The sequence below is a fragment of the Pseudomonas sp. DR 5-09 genome (genome assembly GCF_001655595.1).
Classification (GTDB): domain Bacteria; phylum Pseudomonadota; class Gammaproteobacteria; order Pseudomonadales; family Pseudomonadaceae; genus Aquipseudomonas; species Aquipseudomonas pharyngis.
The window spans coordinates 1,480,046-1,504,094 of record NZ_CP011566.1 but is presented as its reverse complement, the minus strand read 5'-3'; the positions used below and the strand labels follow the sequence as shown (position 1 = coordinate 1,504,094).

General features: G+C 60.3%; 29 protein-coding genes and 1 tRNA gene. 13 read left to right on the top strand and 17 right to left on the bottom strand.

Annotated features, from left to right (window positions below; translation table 11 throughout):
- The first annotated feature begins 222 nt into the window (after window positions 1–222).
- The 4 genes from PDR5_RS06775 (at window position 223) to PDR5_RS06760 (ending at window position 2,417) form a co-directional block, all read left to right on the top strand.
- On the top strand, window positions 223–1,107 hold the full coding sequence (locus tag PDR5_RS06775) for an alpha/beta fold hydrolase (protein ID WP_011332879.1): 885 nt from the start codon (window positions 223–225) through the stop codon (window positions 1,105–1,107).
- A gap of 170 nt (window positions 1,108–1,277) precedes the next feature.
- Window positions 1,278–1,351, top strand: a tRNA-Gly gene (locus PDR5_RS06770).
- Window positions 1,352–1,792: 441 nt separating this feature from the next.
- On the top strand, window positions 1,793–1,975 hold the full coding sequence (locus tag PDR5_RS06765) for a type II toxin-antitoxin system HicA family toxin (protein WP_064594067.1): 183 nt from the start codon (window positions 1,793–1,795) through the stop codon (window positions 1,973–1,975).
- Window positions 1,976–2,009: 34 nt separating this feature from the next.
- Window positions 2,010–2,417 carry a type II toxin-antitoxin system HicB family antitoxin gene (locus PDR5_RS06760; protein WP_064594065.1) on the top strand — a complete coding sequence of 136 codons (408 nt, stop codon included), beginning with the start codon at window positions 2,010–2,012 and terminating at the stop codon, window positions 2,415–2,417.
- A 61-nt stretch (window positions 2,418–2,478) separates the two neighbouring features.
- Here the strand turns inward: PDR5_RS06760 and PDR5_RS06755 are convergent, their stop codons facing one another.
- Window positions 2,479–2,847 carry a DUF6124 family protein gene (locus tag PDR5_RS06755; RefSeq protein ID WP_064594063.1) on the bottom strand — a complete coding sequence of 123 codons (369 nt, stop codon included), beginning with the start codon at window positions 2,845–2,847 and terminating at the stop codon, window positions 2,479–2,481.
- A gap of 528 nt (window positions 2,848–3,375) precedes the next feature.
- On the opposite strand from PDR5_RS06755, the gene PDR5_RS06750 reads away from it, so the two are divergent.
- Window positions 3,376–4,104 (top strand): class I SAM-dependent methyltransferase, encoded by a 729-nt coding sequence (locus PDR5_RS06750; protein WP_064594061.1) that lies wholly within the window; start codon window positions 3,376–3,378, stop codon window positions 4,102–4,104.
- Between the two features lie 39 nt (window positions 4,105–4,143).
- Here the strand turns inward: PDR5_RS06750 and tam are convergent, their stop codons facing one another.
- Window positions 4,144–4,914 carry a trans-aconitate 2-methyltransferase gene (gene tam / locus PDR5_RS06745; RefSeq protein ID WP_064594059.1) on the bottom strand — a complete coding sequence of 257 codons (771 nt, stop codon included), beginning with the start codon at window positions 4,912–4,914 and terminating at the stop codon, window positions 4,144–4,146.
- A gap of 214 nt (window positions 4,915–5,128) precedes the next feature.
- Here tam and PDR5_RS06740 point away from each other — a divergent pair, with 214 nt between their 5' ends.
- A complete protein-coding gene (locus PDR5_RS06740; protein WP_064594057.1) occupies window positions 5,129–5,539 on the top strand; it encodes a low affinity iron permease family protein in 411 nt (136 codons plus the stop codon).
- Window positions 5,540–5,589: 50 nt separating this feature from the next.
- Here the strand turns inward: PDR5_RS06740 and PDR5_RS06735 are convergent, their stop codons facing one another.
- The 8 genes from PDR5_RS06735 to PDR5_RS06705 form a co-directional block, all read right to left on the bottom strand.
- A complete protein-coding gene (locus PDR5_RS06735) occupies window positions 5,590–6,093 on the bottom strand; it encodes a DUF4142 domain-containing protein (RefSeq protein ID WP_064594055.1) in 504 nt (167 codons plus the stop codon).
- A 75-nt stretch (window positions 6,094–6,168) separates the two neighbouring features.
- Entirely contained in the window at window positions 6,169–6,324 is a 156-nt protein-coding gene (locus PDR5_RS29135; RefSeq protein ID WP_074691067.1) for a KGG domain-containing protein, read from the bottom strand.
- Between the two features lie 118 nt (window positions 6,325–6,442).
- On the bottom strand, window positions 6,443–7,792 hold the full coding sequence (locus PDR5_RS06730; RefSeq protein WP_064594053.1) for a sensor domain-containing protein: 1,350 nt from the start codon (window positions 7,790–7,792) through the stop codon (window positions 6,443–6,445).
- Window positions 7,793–7,868: 76 nt separating this feature from the next.
- Window positions 7,869–8,507, bottom strand: coding sequence for a LysE family translocator (locus tag PDR5_RS06725; RefSeq protein WP_039772730.1), 639 nt, complete (start codon window positions 8,505–8,507; stop codon window positions 7,869–7,871).
- Between the two features lie 60 nt (window positions 8,508–8,567).
- Complete coding sequence (fos, locus tag PDR5_RS06720) at window positions 8,568–8,984, bottom strand: fosfomycin resistance glutathione transferase (protein ID WP_064594052.1); 417 nt, start codon at window positions 8,982–8,984, stop codon at window positions 8,568–8,570.
- A 3-nt stretch (window positions 8,985–8,987) separates the two neighbouring features.
- Window positions 8,988–9,704 (bottom strand): hypothetical protein, encoded by a 717-nt coding sequence (locus PDR5_RS06715; protein WP_064594050.1) that lies wholly within the window; start codon window positions 9,702–9,704, stop codon window positions 8,988–8,990.
- Between the two features lie 35 nt (window positions 9,705–9,739).
- Window positions 9,740–10,477 carry a hypothetical protein gene (locus PDR5_RS06710; RefSeq protein ID WP_082934367.1) on the bottom strand — a complete coding sequence of 246 codons (738 nt, stop codon included), beginning with the start codon at window positions 10,475–10,477 and terminating at the stop codon, window positions 9,740–9,742.
- A 20-nt stretch (window positions 10,478–10,497) separates the two neighbouring features.
- Window positions 10,498–11,409 (bottom strand): LysR family transcriptional regulator, encoded by a 912-nt coding sequence (locus PDR5_RS06705; protein WP_172829473.1) that lies wholly within the window; start codon window positions 11,407–11,409, stop codon window positions 10,498–10,500.
- A gap of 78 nt (window positions 11,410–11,487) precedes the next feature.
- On the opposite strand from PDR5_RS06705, the gene PDR5_RS06700 reads away from it, so the two are divergent.
- From PDR5_RS06700 to PDR5_RS06690, 3 genes are all read left to right on the top strand, one after another.
- Entirely contained in the window at window positions 11,488–11,976 is a 489-nt protein-coding gene (locus PDR5_RS06700; protein ID WP_064594046.1) for a DMT family transporter, read from the top strand.
- Window positions 11,977–12,185: 209 nt separating this feature from the next.
- Window positions 12,186–13,421: an aminotransferase class I/II-fold pyridoxal phosphate-dependent enzyme gene (locus PDR5_RS06695; RefSeq protein ID WP_064594043.1), complete on the top strand. Its 1,236-nt coding sequence runs from the start codon at window positions 12,186–12,188 to the stop codon at window positions 13,419–13,421.
- A 17-nt stretch (window positions 13,422–13,438) separates the two neighbouring features.
- Window positions 13,439–14,605: an MFS transporter gene (locus PDR5_RS06690; protein ID WP_064594041.1), complete on the top strand. Its 1,167-nt coding sequence runs from the start codon at window positions 13,439–13,441 to the stop codon at window positions 14,603–14,605.
- On the opposite strand, the gene yiaY is transcribed toward PDR5_RS06690, so the two are convergent.
- Window positions 14,602–15,750, bottom strand: coding sequence for an L-threonine dehydrogenase (yiaY, locus tag PDR5_RS06685; RefSeq protein ID WP_064594040.1), 1,149 nt, complete (start codon window positions 15,748–15,750; stop codon window positions 14,602–14,604). The genes PDR5_RS06690 and yiaY overlap by 4 nt on opposite strands.
- Before the next feature lie 155 nt (window positions 15,751–15,905).
- On the opposite strand from yiaY, the gene PDR5_RS06680 reads away from it, so the two are divergent.
- Window positions 15,906–16,925, top strand: a complete 1,020-nt coding sequence (locus PDR5_RS06680; RefSeq protein ID WP_064594038.1) for a DUF4917 family protein — start codon at window positions 15,906–15,908, stop codon at window positions 16,923–16,925.
- Here PDR5_RS06680 and PDR5_RS06675 read toward each other — a convergent pair whose 3' ends face one another.
- The gene (locus PDR5_RS06675) at window positions 16,926–17,468 is read right to left on the bottom strand and encodes a helix-turn-helix domain-containing protein (protein WP_007957913.1); all 543 of its coding nucleotides are present in this window, start codon (window positions 17,466–17,468) and stop codon (window positions 16,926–16,928) included.
- Window positions 17,469–17,576: 108 nt separating this feature from the next.
- On the opposite strand from PDR5_RS06675, the gene PDR5_RS06670 reads away from it, so the two are divergent.
- Both PDR5_RS06670 and PDR5_RS06665 read left to right on the top strand, forming a co-directional pair.
- On the top strand, window positions 17,577–18,359 hold the full coding sequence (locus PDR5_RS06670) for an aldolase (RefSeq protein ID WP_064594034.1): 783 nt from the start codon (window positions 17,577–17,579) through the stop codon (window positions 18,357–18,359).
- A 26-nt stretch (window positions 18,360–18,385) separates the two neighbouring features.
- Window positions 18,386–19,267 carry a dihydrodipicolinate synthase family protein gene (locus PDR5_RS06665; protein ID WP_064594032.1) on the top strand — a complete coding sequence of 294 codons (882 nt, stop codon included), beginning with the start codon at window positions 18,386–18,388 and terminating at the stop codon, window positions 19,265–19,267.
- 53 nt (window positions 19,268–19,320) lie between these two features.
- Here the strand turns inward: PDR5_RS06665 and PDR5_RS06660 are convergent, their stop codons facing one another.
- The 4 genes from PDR5_RS06660 to PDR5_RS06645 form a co-directional block, all read right to left on the bottom strand.
- The gene (locus PDR5_RS06660) at window positions 19,321–19,845 is read right to left on the bottom strand and encodes a hypothetical protein (protein ID WP_064383015.1); all 525 of its coding nucleotides are present in this window, start codon (window positions 19,843–19,845) and stop codon (window positions 19,321–19,323) included.
- Complete coding sequence (locus PDR5_RS06655) at window positions 19,845–20,489, bottom strand: hypothetical protein (RefSeq protein ID WP_039772743.1); 645 nt, start codon at window positions 20,487–20,489, stop codon at window positions 19,845–19,847. Before PDR5_RS06655 ends, PDR5_RS06660 begins: the two co-directional genes overlap by 1 nt.
- A 153-nt stretch (window positions 20,490–20,642) precedes the next feature.
- Window positions 20,643–20,987, bottom strand: coding sequence for a YegP family protein (locus PDR5_RS06650; protein WP_064594030.1), 345 nt, complete (start codon window positions 20,985–20,987; stop codon window positions 20,643–20,645).
- Window positions 20,988–21,009: 22 nt separating this feature from the next.
- Window positions 21,010–21,591, bottom strand: a complete 582-nt coding sequence (locus PDR5_RS06645; RefSeq protein ID WP_064594029.1) for a DJ-1/PfpI family protein — start codon at window positions 21,589–21,591, stop codon at window positions 21,010–21,012.
- Window positions 21,592–21,760: 169 nt separating this feature from the next.
- Between PDR5_RS06645 and PDR5_RS06640 the strand changes: the two genes are divergently transcribed.
- The gene (locus PDR5_RS06640; protein ID WP_064383007.1) at window positions 21,761–22,675 is read left to right on the top strand and encodes a DMT family transporter; all 915 of its coding nucleotides are present in this window, start codon (window positions 21,761–21,763) and stop codon (window positions 22,673–22,675) included.
- Here PDR5_RS06640 and PDR5_RS06635 read toward each other — a convergent pair.
- Window positions 22,665–23,897, bottom strand: coding sequence for a class I SAM-dependent methyltransferase (locus PDR5_RS06635; protein WP_064594027.1), 1,233 nt, complete (start codon window positions 23,895–23,897; stop codon window positions 22,665–22,667). The two genes, PDR5_RS06640 and PDR5_RS06635, sit on opposite strands and share 11 nt — an antisense overlap.
- Between the last annotated feature and the right edge of the window lie 152 nt (window positions 23,898–24,049).

Here is a 24,049-nt window from a genome sequence, read left to right as displayed (position 1 = left end):
GTGACCGATGAGTCACACATAACATCCAAGAAACTTTTTGTCGGTAGACAGCCCATCAGGGTTGCGCCTCAGCCGACAGACTGCCCGCCAATAACAACACCCGTCGACCTGCCGTACCGGATCGACATGGGCTCCAAAATTCCAGGCGTATGCCTACCTGTCACAAAGCTCGTGCAATCTCATTTGCGCGCATACCCGCTTGCTTGCCAGGAGTCTTATGACATGAGGCCAGAAATCGCTGTGCTGGATATACAGGGTCAGTATCGGGTTTACACGGAGTTCTATCGCGCAGACGCCGCAGAAAAGACCATCATCCTGGTCAACGGCTCGATGGCCACGACTGCGTCGTTTGCACAAACCGTGAAAAATCTGCACCCGCAATTCAACGTGGTCTGCTACGACCAGCCCTACGCGGGCAAGTCGAAAGTCCACAACCGCCACGAGAAACATCTGACGAAAGAAGTTGAAGGTCTGATCCTGCTGGAGCTGATCGATCACTTCGCCGCCGAGCACGTTTTGTCGTTCTCCTGGGGTGGCGCCGCGACCATGGTCGCCCTCGCGCATCAGCCTCGGCGCATTGAAAAAGCCGTGATCAGCTCGTTCTCGCCAGTAATCAACGCGCACATGCTTGATTACCTCGAACGCGGCGTCGAATGCCTCGGCAAACGCGACGGCGACCGAGTCGGGCACCTCGTCAACGACACCATCGGCAAACACCTGCCGTCGCTGTTCAAGCGCTTCAACTATCGCCACGTCAGCAGCCTGGCCGAGCACGAATACGGGCAGATGCATTTCCACATTAACGACGTGCTGCACAGCGACCGTCAGTGCTATTTGAACGCGGCGAAGAAAATCAACGTACCGGTGCTGTTCCTGAACGGCGAATGGGACGAATACACCGCCGCCGAAGACGCCCGACTGTTCGGCAACCACGTCGCGCAGAGCACCTTCACCACCCTTCAGGCCACCGGGCACTTCCTCGACATGGAACACAAATCCGCCTGCCGGGACAGCCAGAACGCCCTGCTCGGTTTCCTGAAACCGGCGCAACAGGCCAGCCGAACGCGTTACCAGTTTGTCCAGGATCACCATGCATTGGCCATTTGAAACAGTGTCGTCGCGAGCAAGCCTGCGAGGCTGAGATTCAGCCGTCCTCCAGCCCGCAGCGCTTGCCCGCGATTGACCGATTTCGGCTCTGTTTCAAGACTTTCCGTAGTTCGCGTGCAAAGAAAACTTCAAATCCGTGGCCGAGTCTGGTACAAAGTCAGCCGCTCTGAGCGGGTGTCGTATAATGGCATTACTCCAGCTTCCCAAGCTGATAACGAGGGTTCGATTCCCTTCACCCGCTCCAATCGAATTTATGTCCTGCGTCGTGGTTTGACGGGGGATGCGGAAACAGAAAAACCGGCCTGCAGGGCCGGTTTTTTTGTGTCCGGGATTTAGGGCAAATCCCGTTCACTACGCCGAGAGCGGACATTACTTGGACTTCTTAACTCCATTTCGCTGTGGGTTATCGCGCCAAAATCGAGATAAACCACAAAATATCGGAATTGGAGGCCGCCTCAGAAATTTACTTTGGCCAAGAACCCACACCTGTTTAGCTTCAACGCCAACCCATTGGATTTCATGGAAACGGCCTGCAATACACTCCCCATCCAGCTGAAGTATCCCCACCTAGACTTCTTCGTGACCGCCGCCTCCATCAAAGGACGATGACCGCTCGGTGGTTATAGTGTTGATCGATAAAAAATCGTGGGTATAGTACCCACCAAGCACACCGCAGGGAGGTGTTGTGAATAGCCGCTTTCTAATTGGCCAGCTCGTCGCAGACGGTTGGTATCTGGTGCGGGTCAGGGGCAGTCATCATCATCACTTCAAGCATCCGACCAAACCTGGTCTGGTCACAGTGCCTCACCCGAAGAAGGATCTGCTCAAGAAAACGGCCATCAGTATTTTGCAGCAGGCGCTGCTCTGACTCATCAGGTCAATTGCGCCGTGGAGGACGACACATGCTTTACCCGATCGCGATTTCAGTGGGTGATGAAGGACATGCCTGGGGAGTGGAGGTGCCGGATATTCCGGGCTGCTTCTCCGCTGGAGATGATCTGGACGATGCAATGGCCATGGCTCGCGAAGCCATCGAAGGCCATTTCGAGATTCTGGCAGAGGACGGTTCCCCGATCCCGCCAGCCAACAAGGTCACGCTGCATGCCGCCAATCCAAAATACGCTGGCTGCACGTGGGCGTTGGTGGACATCGATGTAACCAAATACCTGGGCAAAGCTCAAAAACTCAACATCACATTGCCGGGGTACCTGCTGAACCGTATTGATGAATACGTGTTGCATCACCCGGAAGAGAAAAGCCGCTCCGGATTCCTGGCCTCGGCGGCGCTCAAGGTGTTGCAGCAAAGTTGAAGCTGATAAAAAAACCGGTCGCGATGACCGGTTTTTTTATACCTGCCAGAACAGCTGCAATTCAGTCCTTCACCTCAACATGATCCAGCGCCTGATTCACCGCCAATTCCCCCAGCATCACCAGTTGCGCAATGCCTATCGCGGTTCTGCGGTGGGTGGGGTCAAGGGTGGCGGCGAAGTTGTTGAGCATTTCGCTGGCCGAGCCAAGGGATTCGCTGGCGTTAGCGAGCAAGGATTCAGTGTCGTAGGCCGGGTTGGCGAAGTACATCGGTTCGGGTTGGTTGGTCGTGCCCATGACATGGGCGCCGGGGCAGAGGTAATGATCGAGGGCGCGGTTGGCGGCGTCGTGGAGTTTTCTGCAGTCGATCGAGACGTACGGGGACGTTGGGTCGGTTTCGACTTCTGGGGGATTCGGGGTTGGCTTCTTCATAATGGCTTCTTTCTAGTCGATAGGTGGAGCTGACCTACTCGGTTCCAATCGAAGAGGTGGCAGCTGTACACGAGTTGGAACCCGGGCGAAAAAAGCCAAAAGCCCGACAGACTCGAAGTCTCTCGCGCACAGCCGCCATAACAGAGTGCACACCATGAAGGCGGGCAAGCATACGTCATGAAAGCTGCTTTTGCTTTTTTGGGAAGTCGCCGGGGTTCCAATCCCGATCGCCGATTCATCAGCGACCCTCACAGGCTAGAGCCCGCACTTCCGACGGACAACCTGAAAACCTTGTGGGAAGGTTCAGTAAACATGGCCAACTCTTTAAACATCCCGTATCGAAAAACCGCGTTTACAGATCCCCAACACTCCCCCGGTTCTCACACTCGCCACGACCCGCTAGCATTTCCCCATCGCCCACCACCCTCCCCCTGCGCGGCCATCGACGAATACGCGCCATCACCGTTCGAGGGATTCAAAACCGTGGCCTGCGAGCCACCCAAATCAAATTCAAAAGAGCAGCAATCCATGACCCAGAACATCTACGACGACCCCGAATTTTTCCACGGCTACAGCCAAATGAACCGCTCCATCGGCGGCCTCGATGCTGCGCCGGAATGGCCGGCGCTGAAAGCCTTGTTGCCCTCCCTGCACGGTTTACAGGTGGTGGATCTGGGCTGCGGCTACGGCTGGTTCTGCCGCTGGGCCAGCGAACACGGCGCTGCCCAAGTGCTGGGGCTGGATGTCTCGGAGAAAATGCTCGAGCGGGCGAAAGAAACCACCTCAGCTGCAAACATCCGCTACGAACGCGCCGACCTGGAACACCTCGACTTGCCTTCGTGCACTTACGATCTGGCCTACAGCTCGCTGGCACTGCACTACATCAAGGATCTTTCGGGGCTGTTTAACAAACTGCATGCGGCGCTTAAACCCGGTGCGCATTTCGTGTTTTCCATCGAGCACCCGATCTTCATGGCGCCGCGCAATCCGGGCTGGCTGGTCGACAGCGAAGGCAACAAGCGATGGCCGCTGGACAGTTATCAGATGGAGGGCGAGCGGGTGACCAACTGGCTGGCCGACGGCGTGATCAAGCAACATCGTACGGTCGGCACGCTGCTCAACGCGTTGATCGACGCCGGGTTCACGATTCAACACGTCAATGAATGGGGCCCGAGCGATGAGGAAGTGGCTGCGCAACCCGCCCTCGCTGAAGAGCGCGAGCGGCCGATGATGATGCTGGTCGCTGTACAGCGCTGACCGTAAAGAAAGGGCCGATCAAATCGGCCCTATTTCGTATCAACGTGTGGCGACAATGAACAACCGCGGAAACGGCAACAACACCGAACCGTCCGCCAGCGCCGGATACGCCTTCGCGACCTCCGCCAGATACTGCGCCAGATAATCCGCTCGCTCCGCTTCCGTCAGCGGACTGAGGAACGGAATCAGACCGCTGCCCTTGAACCACTCGACAACGCCGGAAGCCCCGCCTGCCAGCTGATGGTGATAGGTGGTGCGCCACACGTCGACCCGCGCGCAATGCGGCCGCAACCTCGAGAAATAGTCACGGGCATCCGCCATCTCGGTCCGCTGCCCCGCCGCGCCCGCCAGTTTGCTGGCCCACGGCCCGTTGGCAGCGACCTCCCGCATCAACCGATGGGACGGCTCGTTGAGGTTGTCCGGCATCTGAATCGCCAGGCTGCCGCCCTGCGCCAACTTGCCCGCCAGCGCCGGCAGCAACGTCGCGTGATCCGGCACCCACTGCAAAACGGCGTTGGCAAAGATCACATCGAATGGCCCTGCATCCGCCCATTTATCGATGTCCGCCACCGCGAACTGCAACTGCGGCAGACGCTTGCGCGCGGCATCGATCATGTCAGGCGAACTGTCGAGCCCCTGCACTTTCGCCCCCGGAAAACGCTCCACCAGCAACTCGGTCGAGTTGCCCGGACCACACCCGATATCCACCACGGAACGCGCCTCGGGCGTGGGAATTGCCGCCAGCAAGTCGCGAGCCGGGCGGGTGCGTTCATCTTCGAAAGTGACGTATTGCTTGGCGGACCAGGTCATTGCGTTCTCCTGTCGTGGACGTTCTGGCGAAACGTGGAAAAGTGGCTGCCGTCACGATACAGCGATCGTGTTTATCTGCCTTCCCCTACGTACGTCCGATATCGCCGGGAGCGCTGTCTTCACCATGCCCACAGGGACTCAGAAAACTGTAAGTAGAATTTTCCGCCCCCCTCCGATGTCTGAATTTCAAGCTCCCCCCACAAGGAAAACGGCCATGAAATTCGCAAAAATCTCCCAGAAGCTCGCCCTCTGGGCCGGCAGCCCCAAGACGTTCATGGGGGCGTTGATTCTGATCGGGCTCTGGGGGTTGAGCGGGCCGATTTTCGATTACAACGATACCTGGCAACTGATCATCAACACCTCGACCACGATCATCACGTTCCTGATGGTGTTCCTGATCCAGAACACCCAGAACCGTGACACCGACATCCTGCATTTGAAACTCGATGAACTGCTGCGGGTGAACAAGGAGGCGCAGAACGCGATGCTCGGGCTGGAGTCGCTGGATCTCAAGCAGCTGGAGGCGCTGCGTCGGCATTACCGGGCGATGGGTGAGAATGAGGTGTTTGACCTGGAAGGTCTGGGAGACAAGAGCAAGCCGAAGCAGAATCTGAATGAATGCTGACAGGCAAAAAAAAACGGCGCTAAAAAAGCGCCGTTTTCATTGCTGCGGATTCAGCGACTGGCCTGAAGGGCTCGGGCCATTTCCAGATGACTCTGCAGTTTTGGCAGGGTCTCGTCGGCAAACGCCTTGATCTCCGGCACGTCGGTGGTCTGAGCCTCCTGCTGGATCTGCTGAATGGCCTCTTCCGTGGCTTTGACCTGGCTGGCGGCGTAGGCCTGATCGAAGCTCGCACCTTCTTTGACTTCGGGCATCAGCGCTTTGGCCTTGTCGGCAACTTCTTCGCGGGGCGCCACCGGCAGGTCCAGTTTCTTGGCGATTTTCGCCAGATGCTGGTTGGCGGTGGTGCGGTCGTTGATGACGACGATGGTGTAATCCTTGACCTCTTTGGACTCGGCCTTGCTGTGCGCCAGACGACTGGCCTCGATGTCGGCCATGCCTTTGGCCGAGGCCTCATTGATGAAGTCGGCGGGCGACTGGGCAAACGCGCTGCTGGCGAACAACCCCAGCAGGCTGACAAAACTGATGTGGCGTACTCGGGTGGCCATCCGGCTCATGGTCGCGCCCTCCTTCTTTGCAGATTCAAGCGGGAGCTTGCGCCCCCGCCTCTCAATCAAAACAACCTTCACCGACTACTTCGACTTTTGAGCAGGCTTGCGGCCCATCTCGGTTTTAGGCTCTTTGTCGACCGTCGTGGTGGTGGTTTTCCCACCTTTGCGACCGGCTTCAGACGCCTTGGTCTTATCGTTGGCGAAGTTTCCCGAGTTCGAGTTTCTTGAATTAGGCATGATTCTCTACCCCTTGGTATTTGATCGCGGCGAGCAGGTGCCCGCCTAGATTGAGAATTTCCTGACCGCCAAAGGTTTAGAAAAGTTGCCGTCGCCGCGACGAACGGTGAGCTGCCAGTCAGTGGTCCAGCGCCCGATGATTCAAACGTTTGGCGGCGTACATGGCCTGGTCGGCGTGACGAAACAGTTGCTGTTCCTCACGTCCGTGCTCGGGATACCGCGCCACACCGATGCTCGGTTCGATACTCAGGTTGTGCCCGTCCAAGCGCAGGGGTTGCACCAATACCTGTCGGATCTTTTCCGCCACGCTGTCGGCATCGTCGGCGGCGTGGACGCTGTGCAGCAGCACCACGAATTCGTCGCCGCCAATCCGCGCCACGGTGTCGGTCTCGCGCACGCAGCCCTTGAGCCGGTTGGCCACCGCCTGTAACAGCATGTCGCCGACCGCATGGCCAAAGGTGTCGTTGACCTGTTTGAAGCGATCCAGATCGACGTACAGCAGCGCCATGTGCCCGGACTGTTCCCGCGCATGGTTCAGGGCAGCCTTGAGGCGTTCGCGCAGCAGCTCACGGTTGGGTAACTGGGTCAGTTGATCGTATTGCGCCATGCGCCGCAGGCGGGCGTGCAGTTGTTGGCGCTCGATGGCGGTGGCGACCTGGGCACAGACGTATTGCAGCAGTTCCTTGTCGCGTTCGGTGTAGCGCTCGCCACCGGGCAAACTTTTGACGATCAGCGCGCCGATGGTGCGGTCTTTCGAGCTCAGCGGTACGCCAAGCCAGCACGGCGATTGCTGCCCGGCCACCAGCGCGGCGAACTCCGGCGGCGCGTGGGGGCAATCCGGGGTCAGGAGGATTGGCTGGCGGCTGCGGATCACCTCCGCACACAGACGCCCGGTGACTGTCCCGGGTTGTTCCGGTTGCAACTCGTCATCGTCAACGTGATAGGGGAAATTCAGCTGCGCGCAATGTTCGTCGTACAGCGCCACGGAGAAATTCAGCGCCGGCAGCCACTCGCCAATAATCATGTGAATGCGCTTGAACAGCGCCAGCAGATCCTCCGCCGCATGGGCCGCTTCGGAAATGGCGTACAGCGCCGCCTGCCGCGATTCGGCGAGTTTGCGCTCGGTGATGTCCCGGGCCACGGCGATGCGCAGTTGGTCGACCTCCGACCAGCGCGCCGACCACAGGATATGCACGACGCTGCCGTCCTTGCGCACGTAGCGGTTTTCGAAGTTGTGCTTGGGCTCGCCGCCCATGATGTCGTTCGCGGCAGCCAGGGTGCGCTCACGGTCGGCCGGGTAGACGTAGTCGATCATCGACTGGCCGATCAGCTCGTCAGGCGTGTAGCCGAGAATCCGCTCGCAGGCTGCGCTGACAAAAACGAAACGGCCCTGCTTGTCCACGGCACAGACGGCGTCCAGCAACAGATCGATGTAACTCGCCAACGGCGCGGAATTTCGGCTTTCCATGGTTCAGAAAAGGTGTCCGGACAATGCAGCGCTGATCCACCGTCCCTGACCCCGACCTCGCATCCTGCGATCGATTTCAAGCCTTGTTCGGCATCAACCCCGGCAGTGCATGCACCAGCGCGTTGATGGCAAAACCGATGAACATGATCCCGCACAACCTGGTGATCGCCAGTTCATGACGCTGGTACAACGTACGCACCTGCCGCGCCCCGACGATGCCAATGAGGATAGCGTAGGCGAGCAATCCGCCGAGGAAGCTCAAGGCGATCAGCATCGGCAGCATCGACCAGTTGAGCAGTTCGGCGCGGCTCGACAGCAGCGCGGTGAAGGTTGCCACCGCCACCGGGTAGGCCTTGGGGTTGGTCAGGCCGAACAGGATGCCGTGCCAGAACGGCTGACGCGCCGCGCCCTGGGGTTGATCGCCGTTGCTGCGTTTGGCCCGCACCGCACGCCAGCCGAGCCAGAACAGGTACAGGCCGCTGAGTACGCCGAGTACATCGAACGCGGTGCTGCCGATTTCCCGGGCGCCGACAATCGCGATCAGCGCGGTGCTACACCAGATCACATCGCCCAGCAGGTGCCCGCACAGAAACCCCGCCCCGGCCCGTCGTCCTCGCGCGGCGCCGATACCGAACACCGCCAGCACGCCCGGCCCCGGCGTGATGCCGTAAATGAAACCCGAAGCCAGCACGGCCATTAGCAACGATGGAGTCATGGAAAACCTGCAAGTCCCGGAAAACGTGGCCGCCAGTCTATCCCAGCAGTTTGTGAATATTCACGACTCGTTGAAAAAACCCATGCCCGCATAGGGCTTTTGCCGACACGCGGCCAGTCGCGAGGCCAGGTCGCCGACGTGGGCTTCGAGTTTGTGCCCGTCCGGGTCGAGGAAGTAGAACGACGCGCCTTCGCTGCGGTTGTCGCGCCATTCCTGCACGTTGGCGGCGCGAAGCTGTTGCACGAACAGCGGAAAATCTTCAGCGCCAATGCTGAAGGCGTAGTGGGTATAGTCGGCGGCGGGTTCGGGATGGCGCTTCGGATCGAAGGACAGGCACAACCACAGGCCCGGGAGCGACAGATAGGCACCGGCGTCCCAGGTGGCCTCGACTCGCAGCTTCAGGATGTCGCGGTAGAACGCGAGGCTGCGGTCCAGGTCGGTGACAGCGAGGGTCAGGTGATTGAGGCCGGTGAGCATCGGTCAGTAACCTCGGAGGTCTTCGGGGATGGAGTATTGCTTGCCGTCGTAGGTCAGGGTTATTTGGGTTTTCTTCAGCGGGGAATCCTGGGAAACGCATTCCTTGCCGGCCTTGACGGTTTTCATCGCCGTGCCGCTTGAGGTGATGATCAGGTCGTAATAGCCGTTGTGGCTGGTTGGGCCGATTTCCACGGTGCGGCGGATTTGCTGACCTTCACCTTCGCATTCATCCATCCACTCACCATGGTTCTTGTAGACCACCAGACCTTCCAGTACCGGGCGCAGTTTGCCACCTTCACGCACATACAGCGCCAGATCGGTTTTTTCGTATGGATTGGCGCGGGAGCTGTGCTCAAACTTCGAACGCAAACCAAAGGCACGGACATCCGGAGCCAGCCTGTAGCGGGCAGTGTCGATCACCAGATCGTCGAACCGGATGGCATCGGAGTTGTAGGCCCCGGGTTTGGAGTAAGTGGCAATCGGCTTGGCGTTGGTGCTGTTCAGCACCGCCAGATCCAGATCAAACAAGCCCGCATCGTCATTACCGGCATCCGGTACATAAGTGGACTTGAGGGCAATCACCTGCTCCTTGAACGCCGGCCATGGTTTGCAGCGCGAGAGCGATTGGTCGTCATGCTTCTTTGTCACGCAGGCCGGTTGCGCCTGGGCGGTAATCGCGAAAAAGCCGAGGGCGATGAAAAGTCGGGTTGGGGTGAGCATTGTTCTTCCTTGAATTAAGTCGCGTTGGCTCTGTATCACTCGATGGCTTTGAAACCTTTAGGCAAGACGTAGGATTTTCCGTCGTAGTGAAGGGTTGTCAGCACAGGTTTACCGGTTGTGGTTTTCTCATCGCAAGTGTCTGGATCACCTTTGCCAACAGTACCCGTAGTCACCGATTTGACGATCAGGTCGGCGTAACCATGAGAACTGGTCTTTCCAATCTCGATCGTGCGTAGGGTGCTCGCGCGTTTTCCCGCACAATTTCCATCCCACTCTCCGTTGTAGCCATACACCACAAGCCGATCCAGCACTGGCCGTAACGTGTTGCCCTCTTTCACGTAAAGGGACAGCGAAGTCTCATCCATGGGATTGACGCGGGAGGAGCCTTTGAAGACAACCCGAACACCAAAGGCCCGAATTTCAGGGGTCAATTTGTAGCGCGCGGTATCGAATTCCACACTGTCCAGCGCGAAGGCATCGGACTGGAATGCAGAAGGCTTGTGATAGGTGGCCAGAGGCTCCGGACCCTCGACCGAGACAACAGAGAGAGCAAGATCGTAACTGCCGACATCCCCGGTTTTGCCATAAACCGGATCCGGCGCAAATTTAGCGACAGCCTTGAGCGTCAAGCCAGGATAAGCGGGCCACGCCTTGCACACTGAAAAGTCCCGCGCGCCCGCCACCGGCGCAGGCACACAATCAGCCAACACCTGCCCCGCCATCAGCGCCCCACAAAGCGCCAGCCCCACAACAACCCCAGACTTCACTGTCACGCCCCGCTCCTTGATGTTTTTCAGCCGCGCACTATCCCCTGCTCAATCCGGCGATTCAACCAGTTCAACGCCTGATCCCCGCCCCGCCGCTTGTGCCACGCCGAGACAAACGTGAACGGTGCAATTTCAAACGGTGGCGGTACGACGATCAGCGATTGGTCATCCACCTCATTCAACGCCCGCGAAGCGACGGTCAGGATCAGGTCCGTGCCGCTGATGAAGCGTGGCGCGGCGCTCCAGTGCGGCAGGCTGATGGCGACGCGGCGGCGTTCGCGCAGCGCAGTCAGGGTGCGTTCGATTTCCGGGGTGCCGCTGCCGCGCATTTCCAGCAGTACGTGCGGGCGTGACAGGTAGGTGGGCAGGTCGAGCTGGCCGTCGGCCGGCAGGCTGTGGCGATCCAGCAAACACACGTAGCGTTCCTCGAACAGCGGCGTGCTGCGCAGTTCACCCGGCAATTCGGGGAGTACGCCGGCGGCGAGGTCGATGTCGCCGTTGAGCAGGCCTTCGACCATGCCTTCGCGGCTGGCATGGCTGATTTGCAGGTCGATGCCCGGTGCTTCCGCGCGCAAGGTGCGAATCAGCCCGGGCAGGATGATCGCCGCGCCGTAGTCCGACATCGCGAGGCGAAAGGTCCGACGGGCGCTGGCCGGATCGAAGGTGTTCGGCGCCAGCAGCGATTGCACCTGGGCCAGGGTTTCGGCCAGCGGCGCCGCCAGCTCCAGCGCCCGCGCGGTGGGCACCAGCCCCGAACCGGCACGCACCAACAATGGATCACCGAGCAAGTCGCGCAGACGCGCCAACGCGTGGCTGACCGCCGGTTGACTCAGGTGCAGGCGCTCGGCAGCGCGAGTCACGTGTTGTTCACCCAGCAAGGCGTCGAGGATCACCAGCAGGTTGAGGTCAATGCGGCGCAGATCATTCATTCGATGCATGTTCCGAATACCAAAACAGAATTTAAATCTGCGCGACGAATACCCTAGAGTCCAGCAAAACCTTGCCGGAGAACGATCATGGGAACGATGCAGTGGGTCGGTTTGCTGCTATTGGCGGTATTTGCCGGGGCGGTGGTGCCGTTTCAAAGTGCGATTAATATCAATCTGGCGCGGGGGTTGGGGCATCCGCTGTGGGCGACGTTCACCTCGCTGGTGGTGAGCGTGCTGGTGCTGTTGCCGGTGATTATCGTCCTGCGCTTGCCACTGCCGTCGTTGGCCCCGCTCGGCAAGCTGCCGCTGTGGATGTGGACCGGCGGGGCGTTCGGGGTGTGCTTCGTGGCCTTGGCGGTGGTGTTGCTGCCGAAGCTGGGGGCTTCGGGATTTCTGGCGCTGGCCCTGGCCGGGCAAATGATCACGTCAATCGTGCTGGATCACTTCGGCCTGTTCGGGCTGGTGGAGAAGCACCTGACATTGCCGCGCCTGTTCGGCGCAGTCTTGTTGATGGCGGGAGTGGCGTTGATCCAGTTCTCCCCGACACTTGAAAAGAGCGCCACAGCCGTTGGATAAGGGTTCAAGCGTAGGCTCTCCAGCACCGGACTTGTCGGGCATTTCATCGCCTCACAGCCGGGCAAGGCTTCGCCCTACAAGCAAATCTCCAACAGCCGTCAATGCTATCGGACGCAGCCGATTCTGACCCTGCATAGCTCTCTGTAAAGTCTGGCAACACACACAATTTGCAACACCCCATGGATTGCCCTGCTCAAGGAGAGCTGCCTATGAATCACCTGTCGGAATCCGCCAACACTTTCTCCAATTACCGCAAGGTCATCGCTTTGGCAGACCACGATTGGGAGGCTGCGGAAGCTGGAAAAATCGCCGCCCTCAACGTCGAGGTCACAGGCTGTAATCACTTGCTCGATCAGCACGGGCGCCAGTTCCATCATTTCTGCACCACCTCCTATCTGGGCCTCGATCACCACCCCGCGCTGCTTGAGGGGGCCATCACGGCGCTGCGTGAAACCGGTACGTTGCGCGTTGCCAACTCGAAAAACCGCTGCAAACTGGCGCTGCTCGAGCAATACGAAAGCGAGTTGTCGCAATTGTTTGGCGCGGTGTGTCTGACCACTCTGTCCTGCAGCGCCGCGAGCGCCGGTATCCTGCCGCTGCTGGCCAGTGGCGTGTTCACCCAGAGCCGCCCGCCGGTGATGGTGTTTGATCGCCTGGCCCATTACTCGATGAATCACCTGAAGGCCAGTTGCGCCGACGAGACCCAGGTATTGACCTGCCCCCACAACGACATGGATTTTCTCGAATCGGTGTGCCAGCGCCATTCCACCGTCGCCTATGTCGCCGACGGTGCCTACAGCATGGGGGGCGTCGCCAATCTGGACGGTCTGTTGTATCTGAAGGAGCGTTACGGCCTGTTCCTTTATCTGGATGATTCTCATGCGTTGTCAGCGGTCGGCAGCAACGGCGCAGGTCTTGTTCGACCAAGAATGCCGGCGCTGGAGGAGGACTGCCTGATCGTCGCTTCGCTGGCCAAATCGTTCGGGGCAAGCGGCGGTCTGGTGATGCTCGGGAATGAACGGCAGAGGAAGTTGATCCAGCGTTACGGCGGGCCGAGCAACTGGTCGCAAAGTCTCAATTGCGCGGCCATCGGTGCGGGCCTGGCGTCGATCCAGGTGCATCGCAGCGCGGAACTGAGGGCGCTGCAGGTTCGGCTCCAGGCCAACATCCACCTGTTCGACAGCCTCTTGAGCACCGAGCAGCACGGCAGCTCCATGGCCATCCGTTTGATCAACTGCGGCGAGGCCGCCCTGGCCACGCAAATCGCCGTTGAACTGGCCGAACACGGCTTTTTCACCAGTGCGGTGTTCTTCCCGGTGGTAGCCCAGGGCAAAGCCGCGATCCGTGTGACCCTGCGCGCCGACATGGAATCGACCCTGATCCACCGCTTTTGTGATTTGATCACCGGTCTGTTAATGACGCGCGGTCACCCTCGCCACCGCTGAACCTTTACGGACGACTCATGAACCCCAGCCTCATCCTGCTCATCACTTGCTCCACCGTGTTCCTCGCCCAGTTGGGCATGAGCATTTATCTGCCGGCGCTGCCACAGATCGCCGGGCATTTGCGGGTCGATGCATCGCAAGTGGCCTGGGGTTTGTCGCTGTACCTGATCGGCATGGCAGTGCCGATGCTGCTGTGGGGCAGCCTGGCCCAGCGCATCGGCCGCAAACCGGTGCTGCTGGCGGCATTGGGAATTTATGGCGTGGCGAATCTGGCACTGCCGCTGGGTGCGACGCTGGAGTCGTTCCTGCTGCTGCGACTGCTTCAGGGGATCGGCGCCAGCGGCATTTCGGTGATGGCGCGGGTGCTGATTCGTGACAGCTTCCGGGGCGATCTGCTGGCGAAGGCACTGTCGTGGATTTCAATATCGTTCGTTGTCGCGCTCGGCATCGGGCAATACGCCGGCTCGCTCATTCAGGTGACGCTGGGCTGGCAGGCGATCTTTTATCTGCTGGGCGCGGTCAGTCTGTTGATGGCCGCGATAGTCTCGCGTCTGAATTTTCCGCAACTCGTCGAAGCGCCCACAACCGCTTCGCCCTGGGCGGTCTACCGGACGATTCTGGTCCATCGGGCGTTTCTTCTGCCAGCGCTCGCGGGCGGCCTGGGCTATGGCGTGATCATCGCGTTCAACAGCGCTGCGCCGTTGATTCTGCAAGGCCCGTTCAACTGGTCGGCGACTGAATATGGGTTGCTGGGCTGGCCGATCAGCGCCGCATATTTTCTGGGGGCGCTGGCGGTCAATCGCTTTGTACTGCGTATCGGTCAGCACCGGTTGATGACACTGGGGGTCGCGTTGGTGATGGCCGGCACTGGCGTGATGCTGGCTGGCAGTCTGTTAGCCAGCTCGATGGCCTGGCTGCTTTGGCTGCCTTATTGCGTTGCCGTGTTCGGCCAGTCGCTGAACTATCCGATCAGCCTGTCACGGGCCAACGATGGCGCGCCGATTGCCGGCGCCTACGCGATGGCCCTGAGCGGGTTCATCCACCAGTTGATGGCCGCGCTGATCGGCGCCGTGGCCAGTCTGTTCGCCAGTCCGCAAGCGTGGCCGCTGTCGTTGCTGTGCTGCATTCTGGCGATGGGCGCACTGCTCTGTACGAGAGGCACGCCCGTTCGCCTGCCCGCTTAAAACGCGCTGCGAAAAATCTCCTCGATCTGCCGTTGATCCGCTGCGCGCGGATTGGTGAAGCCGCAGGCGTCTTTCAGGGCGTTGGCGGCGAGCACCGGGATGTCGGTGCATTTGGCGCCCAGATCACGCAAGCCACCGGGAATCTCCACGTCCCTGGCCAGGCAACGAATCGCATCGATCGCGGCTTTTGCGCCCTCCTCCGGGCTGAAACCACGAATGTCGGCGCCCATGGCGTGGGCCACGTCGGTCAGACGATCGGCGCAGACCTGCGCGTTGAATGTCTGCACATGCGGCAGCAATACCGCGTTGCACACCCCGTGAGGCAGATCATAGAAACCGCCCAACTGGTGCGCCATCGCATGCACGTAGCCGAGGGACGCATTGTTGAATGCCATACCCGCGAGGAACTGCGCGTAGGCCATGTTTTCCCGCGCGGCCAGGTCGCTGCCGTCGCGAACGGCCAGGCGCAGGTTGTTGCTGATCAGGGTCATTGCCTTCAGCGCGCAGGCGTCGGTGATCGGGTTGGCAGCGGTGGAGACGTAGGCTTCGATCGCGTGGGTCAGCGCGTCCATGCCGGTGGCGGCGGTCAGGCTTTTCGGCATGGCGACCATCAGCGCCGGATCGTTCACCGACAGCAGCGGCGTGACGTTGCGGTCGACGATGGCCATTTTCACGTGGCGGGTTTCGTCGGTGATGATGCAGAACCGGGTCATCTCGCTGGCGGTGCCGGCGGTGGTGTTGATGGCGATCAGCGGCAGTTGTGGCTTGGTCGATTGATCGACGCCTTCGTAGTCGCGGATCTGCCCGCCGTTGGTGGCACACAACGCAATGCCCTTGGCGCAGTCGTGGGGCGAACCGCCGCCCAACGACACCACGAAGTCGCAGCGACTGTCCTTGAGCAGCGCCAGCCCCGCCTCGACGTTGGCGATGCTCGGGTTGGGTTTGGCGCCGTCGAAGATCACCGAATCGATGTCCTGCATCGCCAGTTTCTCGGCAATCATCGTCGCCACCCCGGCCTTGGCCAGCCCGGCGTCGGTGACGATCAGCGCCTTGCGAAAACCGTAGTTGCGGATCGCGTTCATGGCGTCGTCAAGGCAGCCGCTGCCCATGATGTTTACGGCGGGAATGAAAAAGGTGCTGCTCATGGCGCGTCTCCTGACTGGAGCCGAATCGACTCGTGCAATTCGGCGGATGCACACAGGATCGACCGATCGGTCACGGCGGATGTTGATCTGGCTCAATGCCCGCTCGTGATAAAGTCGCCGTCCATCTGCCCCTTTGTTTTGAGACGTGCCCTGCAATGAGCGATTTTCTGGATGTCGACGCCACCCTCGAAGACTGGAACGCGTTGCGCGCCACCACCGATTTCAGCGGCCTGCTGCTGGGTAACGGAGCCAGTCGCGCGGTGTGGGACGATTTCGGCTACGACTCGCTGTTCGAAAACGCCCGCACGGTGGAAGAAAAGCCCCTGAGCCCGTCGGAACTGAGCGTGTTCGAAGCCATGCAGACGCGCAGTTTCGAGCAGGTGCTCGGCGCGCTGAAAACCACCAGCCGGGTCAACAAGGCGCTGGCCGTCAGCTCGGCCGCGCCGCGCAACCGCTACTACGCGATCAAGGAAGCGCTGATCAACACGGTGCACGCGGTGCACATCCCGTGGCGGCTCATCGAAGCCTCGACCCTAACGACCCTGAACAGCGAACTGGCGCGTTATCGCACGGTGTTCACCACCAATTACGATTTGCTCAATTACTGGGCTCTGCAACATCACGCCGAGGCGATCGACGACCTGTTCAACGGCCCGGATGCGAGTTTCGATCTGTGCGACAGCAACACTGAAAAACCGCGTCTGCTGTACCTGCACGGCGGTCTGCATCTGGTGCGCAATCAGGACGGCACTGCGCGCAAACTGACAGCGACCGAGGGCACGCTGCTCGGCAGTTTCGCGATCAACAACACGATCAAGACGCTCGACGACGTGCCACTGTTCGTCAACGAAGGGCCGAGCGCGGACAAGCTCAAGACCATCCGAAGTTCCGATTACCTGTCGTTCTGCTACGACCAGTTACTCGAACACGGCGACAACCTGTGCATCTTCGGCCATGCCCTCGGCGAACAGGACAGCCACCTCGTGCGCGCTCTGCGCCTGGCGAAACCGAAGACCGTGGCGATCTCGATCTACCCGCGCAGCGCGGCGTTCATCCAGCACCAGAAGCGGCACTACGCCAAGGTGTTCGAGGGCACGGGTGTCGAGTTGCGGTTTTTTGATTCCAAGAGCCATGCGTTGGGCAATCCGAAGCTGTCGGTGCCGGTCGAGGTCTGATCACTCCTCGCTGCTGTGCACCACCACCAGCAACTGCGCCTGCACCTCGCCCACTGAACGGATGCGGTGGGGTTTCTGCGCATTGAAGTGCAGCGCATCGCCCCGCTCCAGCAGCACCCGTTCGTTCACGAAGTCCACTTCGACCTGGCCTTCGTGGACGAACAGAAATTCCTCGCCCAAGTGTTCCTTGAAGGTTTTGTCGGTGAATTCGCTCGGCGGATAAATGATGAACGGCAACAGGCTGCGCTCGCTGACCTGATGGGCCAGCACTGCGTAGCCGGGGCTGTGGTCGTTGGCCGCCAGCGACTGGCGCTCATGGCTGCGCACCAGGCTGTAGCTGTCGAGGCTGACGTTGTCTTCGGAGAACAGCTCCTCGACTTTCACGTTCAGCGCCTTGGCCAGTTTAAGCGCGGCGGCAATCGACGGCGTGTTCAAACCGCGCTCGACCTTCGACAGGTAACTCTTGGTCATGCCGGATTTCTCGGCCAGCGCCTCAAGGGTTACGCCAAGTTTTTTTCTCAATAATTTCAAACGGATAGACATGCGAAGCGATTAATCCAGCAAAGGAAAGACGTTTTGTCCTTGCCAATGACACAAAGTGTCATATAGCCTCTTAAGTGTCATCCATGGCAACCACCACAGGACACGGATATGGCGAAGACATTAGCACTACCCAAAGACGAACTGGTCAAGCAAGCGCTGACCCAGATGCAAAAAACCCTGGCGGATAATACTTGGACAGACCGGCAAAAGCTGGCCCTGACCTGCCGGATCCTGTTCGAGAACGGCCACGATTCGGGCCTCGCCGGGCAGATCACCGCCCGTGGCCCGCAGCCAGGCACTTACTACACTCAGCAACTGGGACTGGGTTTCGATGAAATCACCGCGAGCAATCTGCTGCTGGTCAACGAAGACCTCGAAGTACTCGAAGGCCACGGCATGGCCAACCCCGCCAACCGTTTCCACAGCTGGGTGTACCGCGCCCGACCGGACGTGAACTGCATCATCCACACCCACCCGACACACATTGCCGCGCTGTCGATGCTGGAAGTGCCGCTGCAGATTTCCCACATGGACCTGTGCCCGCTGTACGACGATTGCGCGTTCCTCGAAGGCTGGCCGGGTGTGCCGGTGGGTAACGAAGAAGGCGAACTGATTGCCGGCGCGTTGGGCGACAAACGGGCGATCCTGCTTTCCCACCACGGTCAGCTGTCGACCGGCACGACCATCGAGGAAGCCTGTGTCATCGCGCAACTGATCGAACGCGCCGCCAAACTGCAACTGCTGGCAATGGCCGCCGGGACGATCAAACCGATCATTCCCGAGCTCGGCCGCGAGGCCCATGACTGGGTCTCGAAACCCAAACGCCACGCCGCGGCCTTCAACTACTACGCCCGGCAGAACCTGCGGCAGCACGCCGATTGCCTGAACTGAACACCTCATCCTTGCGGAGCACTCTCATGTCCAACATTCACGGCATCATCGGCTACACCATCACCCCGTTCGGCGCCTATGGCGAAGGCGTCGACCTGCCGGCCCTCGGCCGCTCCATCGACCGTCTGATCGCCGGCGGCGTTCACGCCATCGCGCCACTGGGCAGCACCGGCGAAGGCGCCTACCTGAGCGATGCGGAGTGGGACCAGGTCGCCGAATTCAGCATCAAGCACGTCGCCAAACGCGTGCCGACCGTGGTCAGCGTGTCCGACCTGACCACCGCCAAAGCGGTACGGCGCGCACGCTTTGCCGAAGCCCATGGCGCCGACGTGGTGATGGTGCTGCCGACGTCCTACTGGAAGCTCACCGAAGCGGAAATCCTCGCCCACTACCGCGCCATCGGCGACAGCATCGGCGTGCCGATCATGCTCTACAACAACCCGGCCACCAGCGGCACCGACATGTCGGTGGAGCTGATCCTGCGTATCGTCAACGGCGTGGAAAACGTGACCATGGTCAAGGAGAGCACCGGCGACATCCAGCGCATGCACAAGCTGCAACTGCTGGGCGAAGGCCGGGTGCCGTTCTACAACGGCTGCAACCCGCTGGCGCTGGAAGCCTTCGCTGCCGGGGCCAAGGGCTGGTGCACGGCGGCGCCGAACCTGATTGCGCAACTCAATCTGGATTTGTACGAAGCCACACTGGCAGGGGATCTCGGCAAGGCGCGGGAGCTGTTCTACCGCCAGTTGCCGCTGCTGGACTTCATCCTCAAGGGCGGCTTGCCGGCGACGATCAAGGCCGGTCTGCACCTGACCGATCTGGAAGTCGGCGATCCGCGTTTGCCGGTGTTCCCGCTGGCTGAGGCCGGGCGTACGCAATTGCAGGCCTTGCTGAACACCTTGCGTTGAACGAAAAAAATCCCGCCCGGTTTACGCCGGGCGGGATTTTTTGTGGCCGTCGATCAGAGGCTGGCGGCGCGTTTCATGGCTTCGCGGTGGAACGGCTGATCCTTGAGAATCTGCGCGATGAACGTGTCGCTGATCAAGCGCATGTGTTCGAACTGACCGCCCGAGGCATTGAATGCGCCGCGCCAGGATTCGGTGTGATTCTTCACGGTGTACACGCCCAGTATCTGCTTGCCATGGCTGAGGCTGAACACCACGGTGCTGTCGAAACTCACTGGCACCGGCACCAGAAACAGAGTGAAGGCGCTCAGAAGCATCTGCGGCTGAATCCCGCCGACATCGCTGTTGGCAATCACCAAAACGTTGTAGCCGTCTTCGCTGCGGCCGGCCTTCACTTCTTCAAAGGTGCCACGCCGACGCAATTCGTCACGCAGCATCCAGCTCGGCATGCCGATCACACTGACGTTGATGGCCGGCAATTGCTGGCTGCTGTAATCGACGTCCGGCGCCTTCAGCGAATGGGTGGCCTGGCAGCCACCGAGCAGCAGAAGCAAGCCCAGAAGCAGACGTTTGATGAGCATCAGAATTTCCCCGAGAGCATGGCTTTGTAGACGGAGGCGCTGGTGCCGTTCTCTTCACGAATAAACGGTGTGGCGGTGTACAGGTTCGGCATGTCCAGTCGTTGCAGGCCGGGTACTTGCGGATATCTGGCGCGGACCAGCGCGGCGTCGCGTTCGAGATGATCGCTGTGCAGAAACAGGCAGGTGCTGTCGCTGGGGGACACGCAGCCGGCACGGAAGTCACCGATGTAGTAAGCCTTGCCCGCTTCAAGCTGCATGCCGATAGTGAAGTCTTCACGGCTCCAGGACACCGATCTGCCGCGATCGAATCGCACGTTGTAGATTTCGTAGCGACCGGGTTTGAGCGGCATCACGAACAGCGTGCCGATACCGCGGCCGGTCTCGCGCACGTCTCGTGCGGTGCGAGCATAGAACTCGTTGTGCAAGCGCGCGCTGGCGAATTCGTCGCTGCCACGCTTGCGGATCAGCAGCATCTGTTCCTGGGCCGCATAGGATGCTTTTGGCCAGATGCCGACCACACCCACCAGATACGCGGTGCCGGAATCGGCACTCGGTGCGAGTTCATCATCGATTTGGGTCGGGGACAGGCTATAGCAGCCGCTCAAGCCGAGCAGCAGGGTCAGGACAGCGAAAAGGCGGATCATCAGTGGGAAAACTCTGGCGGCAGTTGTTCAAAAAATCCGCGAAAGAGTCATCTCGCGCCCCTTCCTTGGATTGGCGGCGGAGGATAAGCGAAATGATGGCACATAGCCAGAATTCAGTCGCCAAGGATTTGGCGACTGAACGTCATGGGTGGTTCAAAGCACCGGCAGGGTTTTGTCCTTGATCACCTTGGACGGCCCGTTGGCCTTGACGCTGGCGATGCCTTTGGCACACGCCGCGTCCGATGAATAGGATTCGCTGCTGCCGATGATCTGGTGATTGGCCGCCTTGAGGTTGAAGTAGGGGTGACCGTCCTTCGTCGATTTTTTCTCGTAGCGTTCGTCCAGCGGGCTGTTGGCCTGCACCGAGGCGATGCCGTTTTCGGCAGCCGTGCGGCTGGTGTACAGCTCGCTGTTCAGAATGGTTTCGGCGTTCGCCGCTTTCAGTACGAACCTGTACTGGCCGTTGCTGCTTTTGCTCAACTCATACCATCCGGACATGGTGTTTCTCCTTTTCGATGTGTCACAGGGTGATTCTGGTTCCAAGCAACCCGAGGAAACCGGCCAGCCATTTCGGGTGCGCCGGCCAGGCGGGCGCAGTGGCCAGGTTGCCCTGGACATGGCCGTCCGTGACCGGGATGTCGATGTAGGTGCCGCCGGCCAGGCGCACTTCCGGGGCGCAGGCCGGATAAGCACTGCACTCGCGACCTTCGAGAATCCCCGCCGCCGCCAGCAGTTGCGCGCCGTGACAGACGGCGGCAATCGGCTTGCCGGCCTTGTCGAAAGCACGCACCAGTTCGAGGACTTTTTCGTTCAGCCGCAGGTATTCCGGCGCACGGCCACCCGGCACCAGCAGGGCGTCGTAGTCCTTGGCATCAACCTTGGCGAAATCGAAATTGAGGGCAAACTGGTGACCGGGCTTCTCGCTGTAGGTCTGGTCGCCTTCAAAGTCATGGATCGCGGTGCGCACGGTCTTGCCGGCGGCCTTGTCCGGGCACACGGCATGCACGGTGTGACCGACCATTTGCAGGGCCTGGAACGGCACCATCACTTCGTAGTCTTCGACGTAATCGCCGACCAGCATCAGTATCTTTTTCGCGGCCATGGGCAGGACTCCTCTGGTGAATGCGCAGGAATATTCACAGTAGCCCAAGGACCGCGATGGCGTTCGCAAACTGTATGGATAACTCTGCGCTCAGCTGTAACAGCCCGACTGCCGTGGTTTGTGGCTAGATGAAGACACCTTCCTGTCATCTTCGAATCTGGTTGCCCTCATGTCTTCGCGCGAAAACACCGGCATGGCCCTCGGCCTGCTCGGCGTGGTGATTTTCAGCCTCACCCTGCCCTTCACCCGCATCGTGGTGCAGGAACTGCACCCGCTGCTCAACGGCCTCGGCCGCGCGTTGTTCGCGGCAATTCCGGCAGCAGCGCTGTTGTTGTGGCGACGGGAAAAGTGGCCGACCTGGAAGCAAGTCAAAGGCCTGAGCCTGGTGATCGCCGGGGTGATCCTCGGTTTCCCGGTGCTGTCGGCGTGGGCCATGCAGACCCTGCCGGCCTCCCATGGCGCGCTGGTCAACGGTTTGCAGCCGCTGTGCGTGGCGCTTTATGCGGCGTGGTTGTCCCATGAACGTCCGTCGAAAGCCTTCTGGGCCTGCGCCGCACTGGGCAGTGCGCTGGTGCTGGGATACGCGTTGTACACCGGCGCCGGCAGCATTCAGGCCGGGGATTTGTTGATGTTGGGTGCGATTGCGGTGGGTGGTCTGGGTTATGCCGAGGGCGGGCGTCTGGCCCGGGAGATGGGCGGCTGGCAGGTGATCTGCTGGGCGCTGGTGCTGTCGACGCCGCTGCTGATCGGCCCGGTGCTGTACCTGGCGTTGCAGCATCAGGGCGCGGTGTCGGCGAAAACCTGGTGGGCCTTCGGTTATGTCGCGCTGTTTTCGCAGTTTCTGGGGTTCTTCGCCTGGTACGCCGGGCTGGCGATGGGTGGCATTGCCCGGGTCAGTCAGATCCAGTTGTTGCAGATCTTCTTCACCATCGCGTTTTCCGCGTTGTTCTTCGGGGAACACGTGGAGCCGATCACCTGGCTGTTCGCCTGCGGGGTGATCGCGACGGTGATGCTCGGGCGCAAGACCGCGGTGCGCCCGGCTCAACCGGGCACATTACCGGCCGGGGTTCAGCTCAAGCCTTGAGCTTCAGCAAACCGTCAGCGAGCAGCAGGGTTTCGAGGCAGTGCTCGCTGATCTGGTAGAACGCCTTCAACTCCTGAATCTTCACCAGCAGCTGAGTCGGGTCCACCGGCTCGGCGCGCTTCACGGCGAGAATCATCTTGTTCTTGTTGGTGTGGTCCAGGGAGATGAACTCGAACACCTTGGTCTCGTAACCGCAGGCTTCGAGGAACAGCGCACGCAGGCTGTCGGTGACCATTTCCGCCTGCTGGCCCAGGTGCAGGCCATATTGCAGCATCGGCTTGAGCAGCGCCGGGCTCTGGATCTGCAAGCGGATCTGTTTGTGGCAGCATGGCGAGCACATGATGATCGAGGCGCCGGAGCGGATGCCGGTGTGGATCGCGTAGTCGGTGGCGATGTCGCAGGCATGCAGGGCGATCATCACGTCCAGCTCGCTCGGCGCCACGCTGCGCACATCACCGCATTTGAACACCAGCCCCGGGTGTTCGAGTTTCTGCGCGGCGGTGTTGCACAGGTTGACCATTTCTTCACGCAACTCGACGCCGGTGACTTCGCCTTCGGCCTTCAGGGTGTTGCGCAAATAGTCATGAATGGCGAACGTCAGATACCCCTTGCCCGAACCGAAATCCGCCACCCGCACCGGTCTGTCCAGGGCCAGCGGCGACGAGGTCAGCGCGTGGCTGAAGACTTCGATGAACTTGTTGATCTGCTTCCACTTGCGCGACATCGCCGGGATCAGCTCGTGCTGGGCGTTGGTCACGCCCAGATCCTTGAGGAACGGTCGGTTCAGATCGAGGAAGCGGTTTTTCTCGCGGTTGTGCTCGGCGGACGGCACTTCACGCAATTGCTGAGGTTTGCTCATGAACAGCGAGCTCTTGCCCTTTTTGCTGTATTCGAGCTGGGCTTCGTCCGTCAGCGCCAGCAAATGCGCATTCTTGAACGCCGCCGGCAGCAGCCCGGCAATCGTCGCCACCGCTTCATCCAGCGGCAGGTTCTTGGTGATGTCGCGAGTCTTGTAGCGAAAAACGAACGACAGGCACGGCTGCGCCTTGACCGTCACCGGTTTGATGATGATCCGCTGCAGATCCGCTTCTTCGCCGACGTACTTGGCCAGCACCAGTTTGATGAAACCATTCTGTTCGAGGCTGGTTTGCAGCAGCTCGATGAACCGGGCGTGGTGATCGGGTACCGGTTTGGCAGATGCGGAGGGAGCGGTAACGGACATGGGAAAAAGCGGCCTCGGACGGGCAAATCGGGAATGGACGCTAGTTTAGGGGGGATGGGGGTTGGGGACACGCTCTTATTTACCGAACGGCTTTTAAAAGCGGCCCTCACCCCAACCCTCTCCCGGAGGGAGAGGGAGCCGACCGAGTTGTT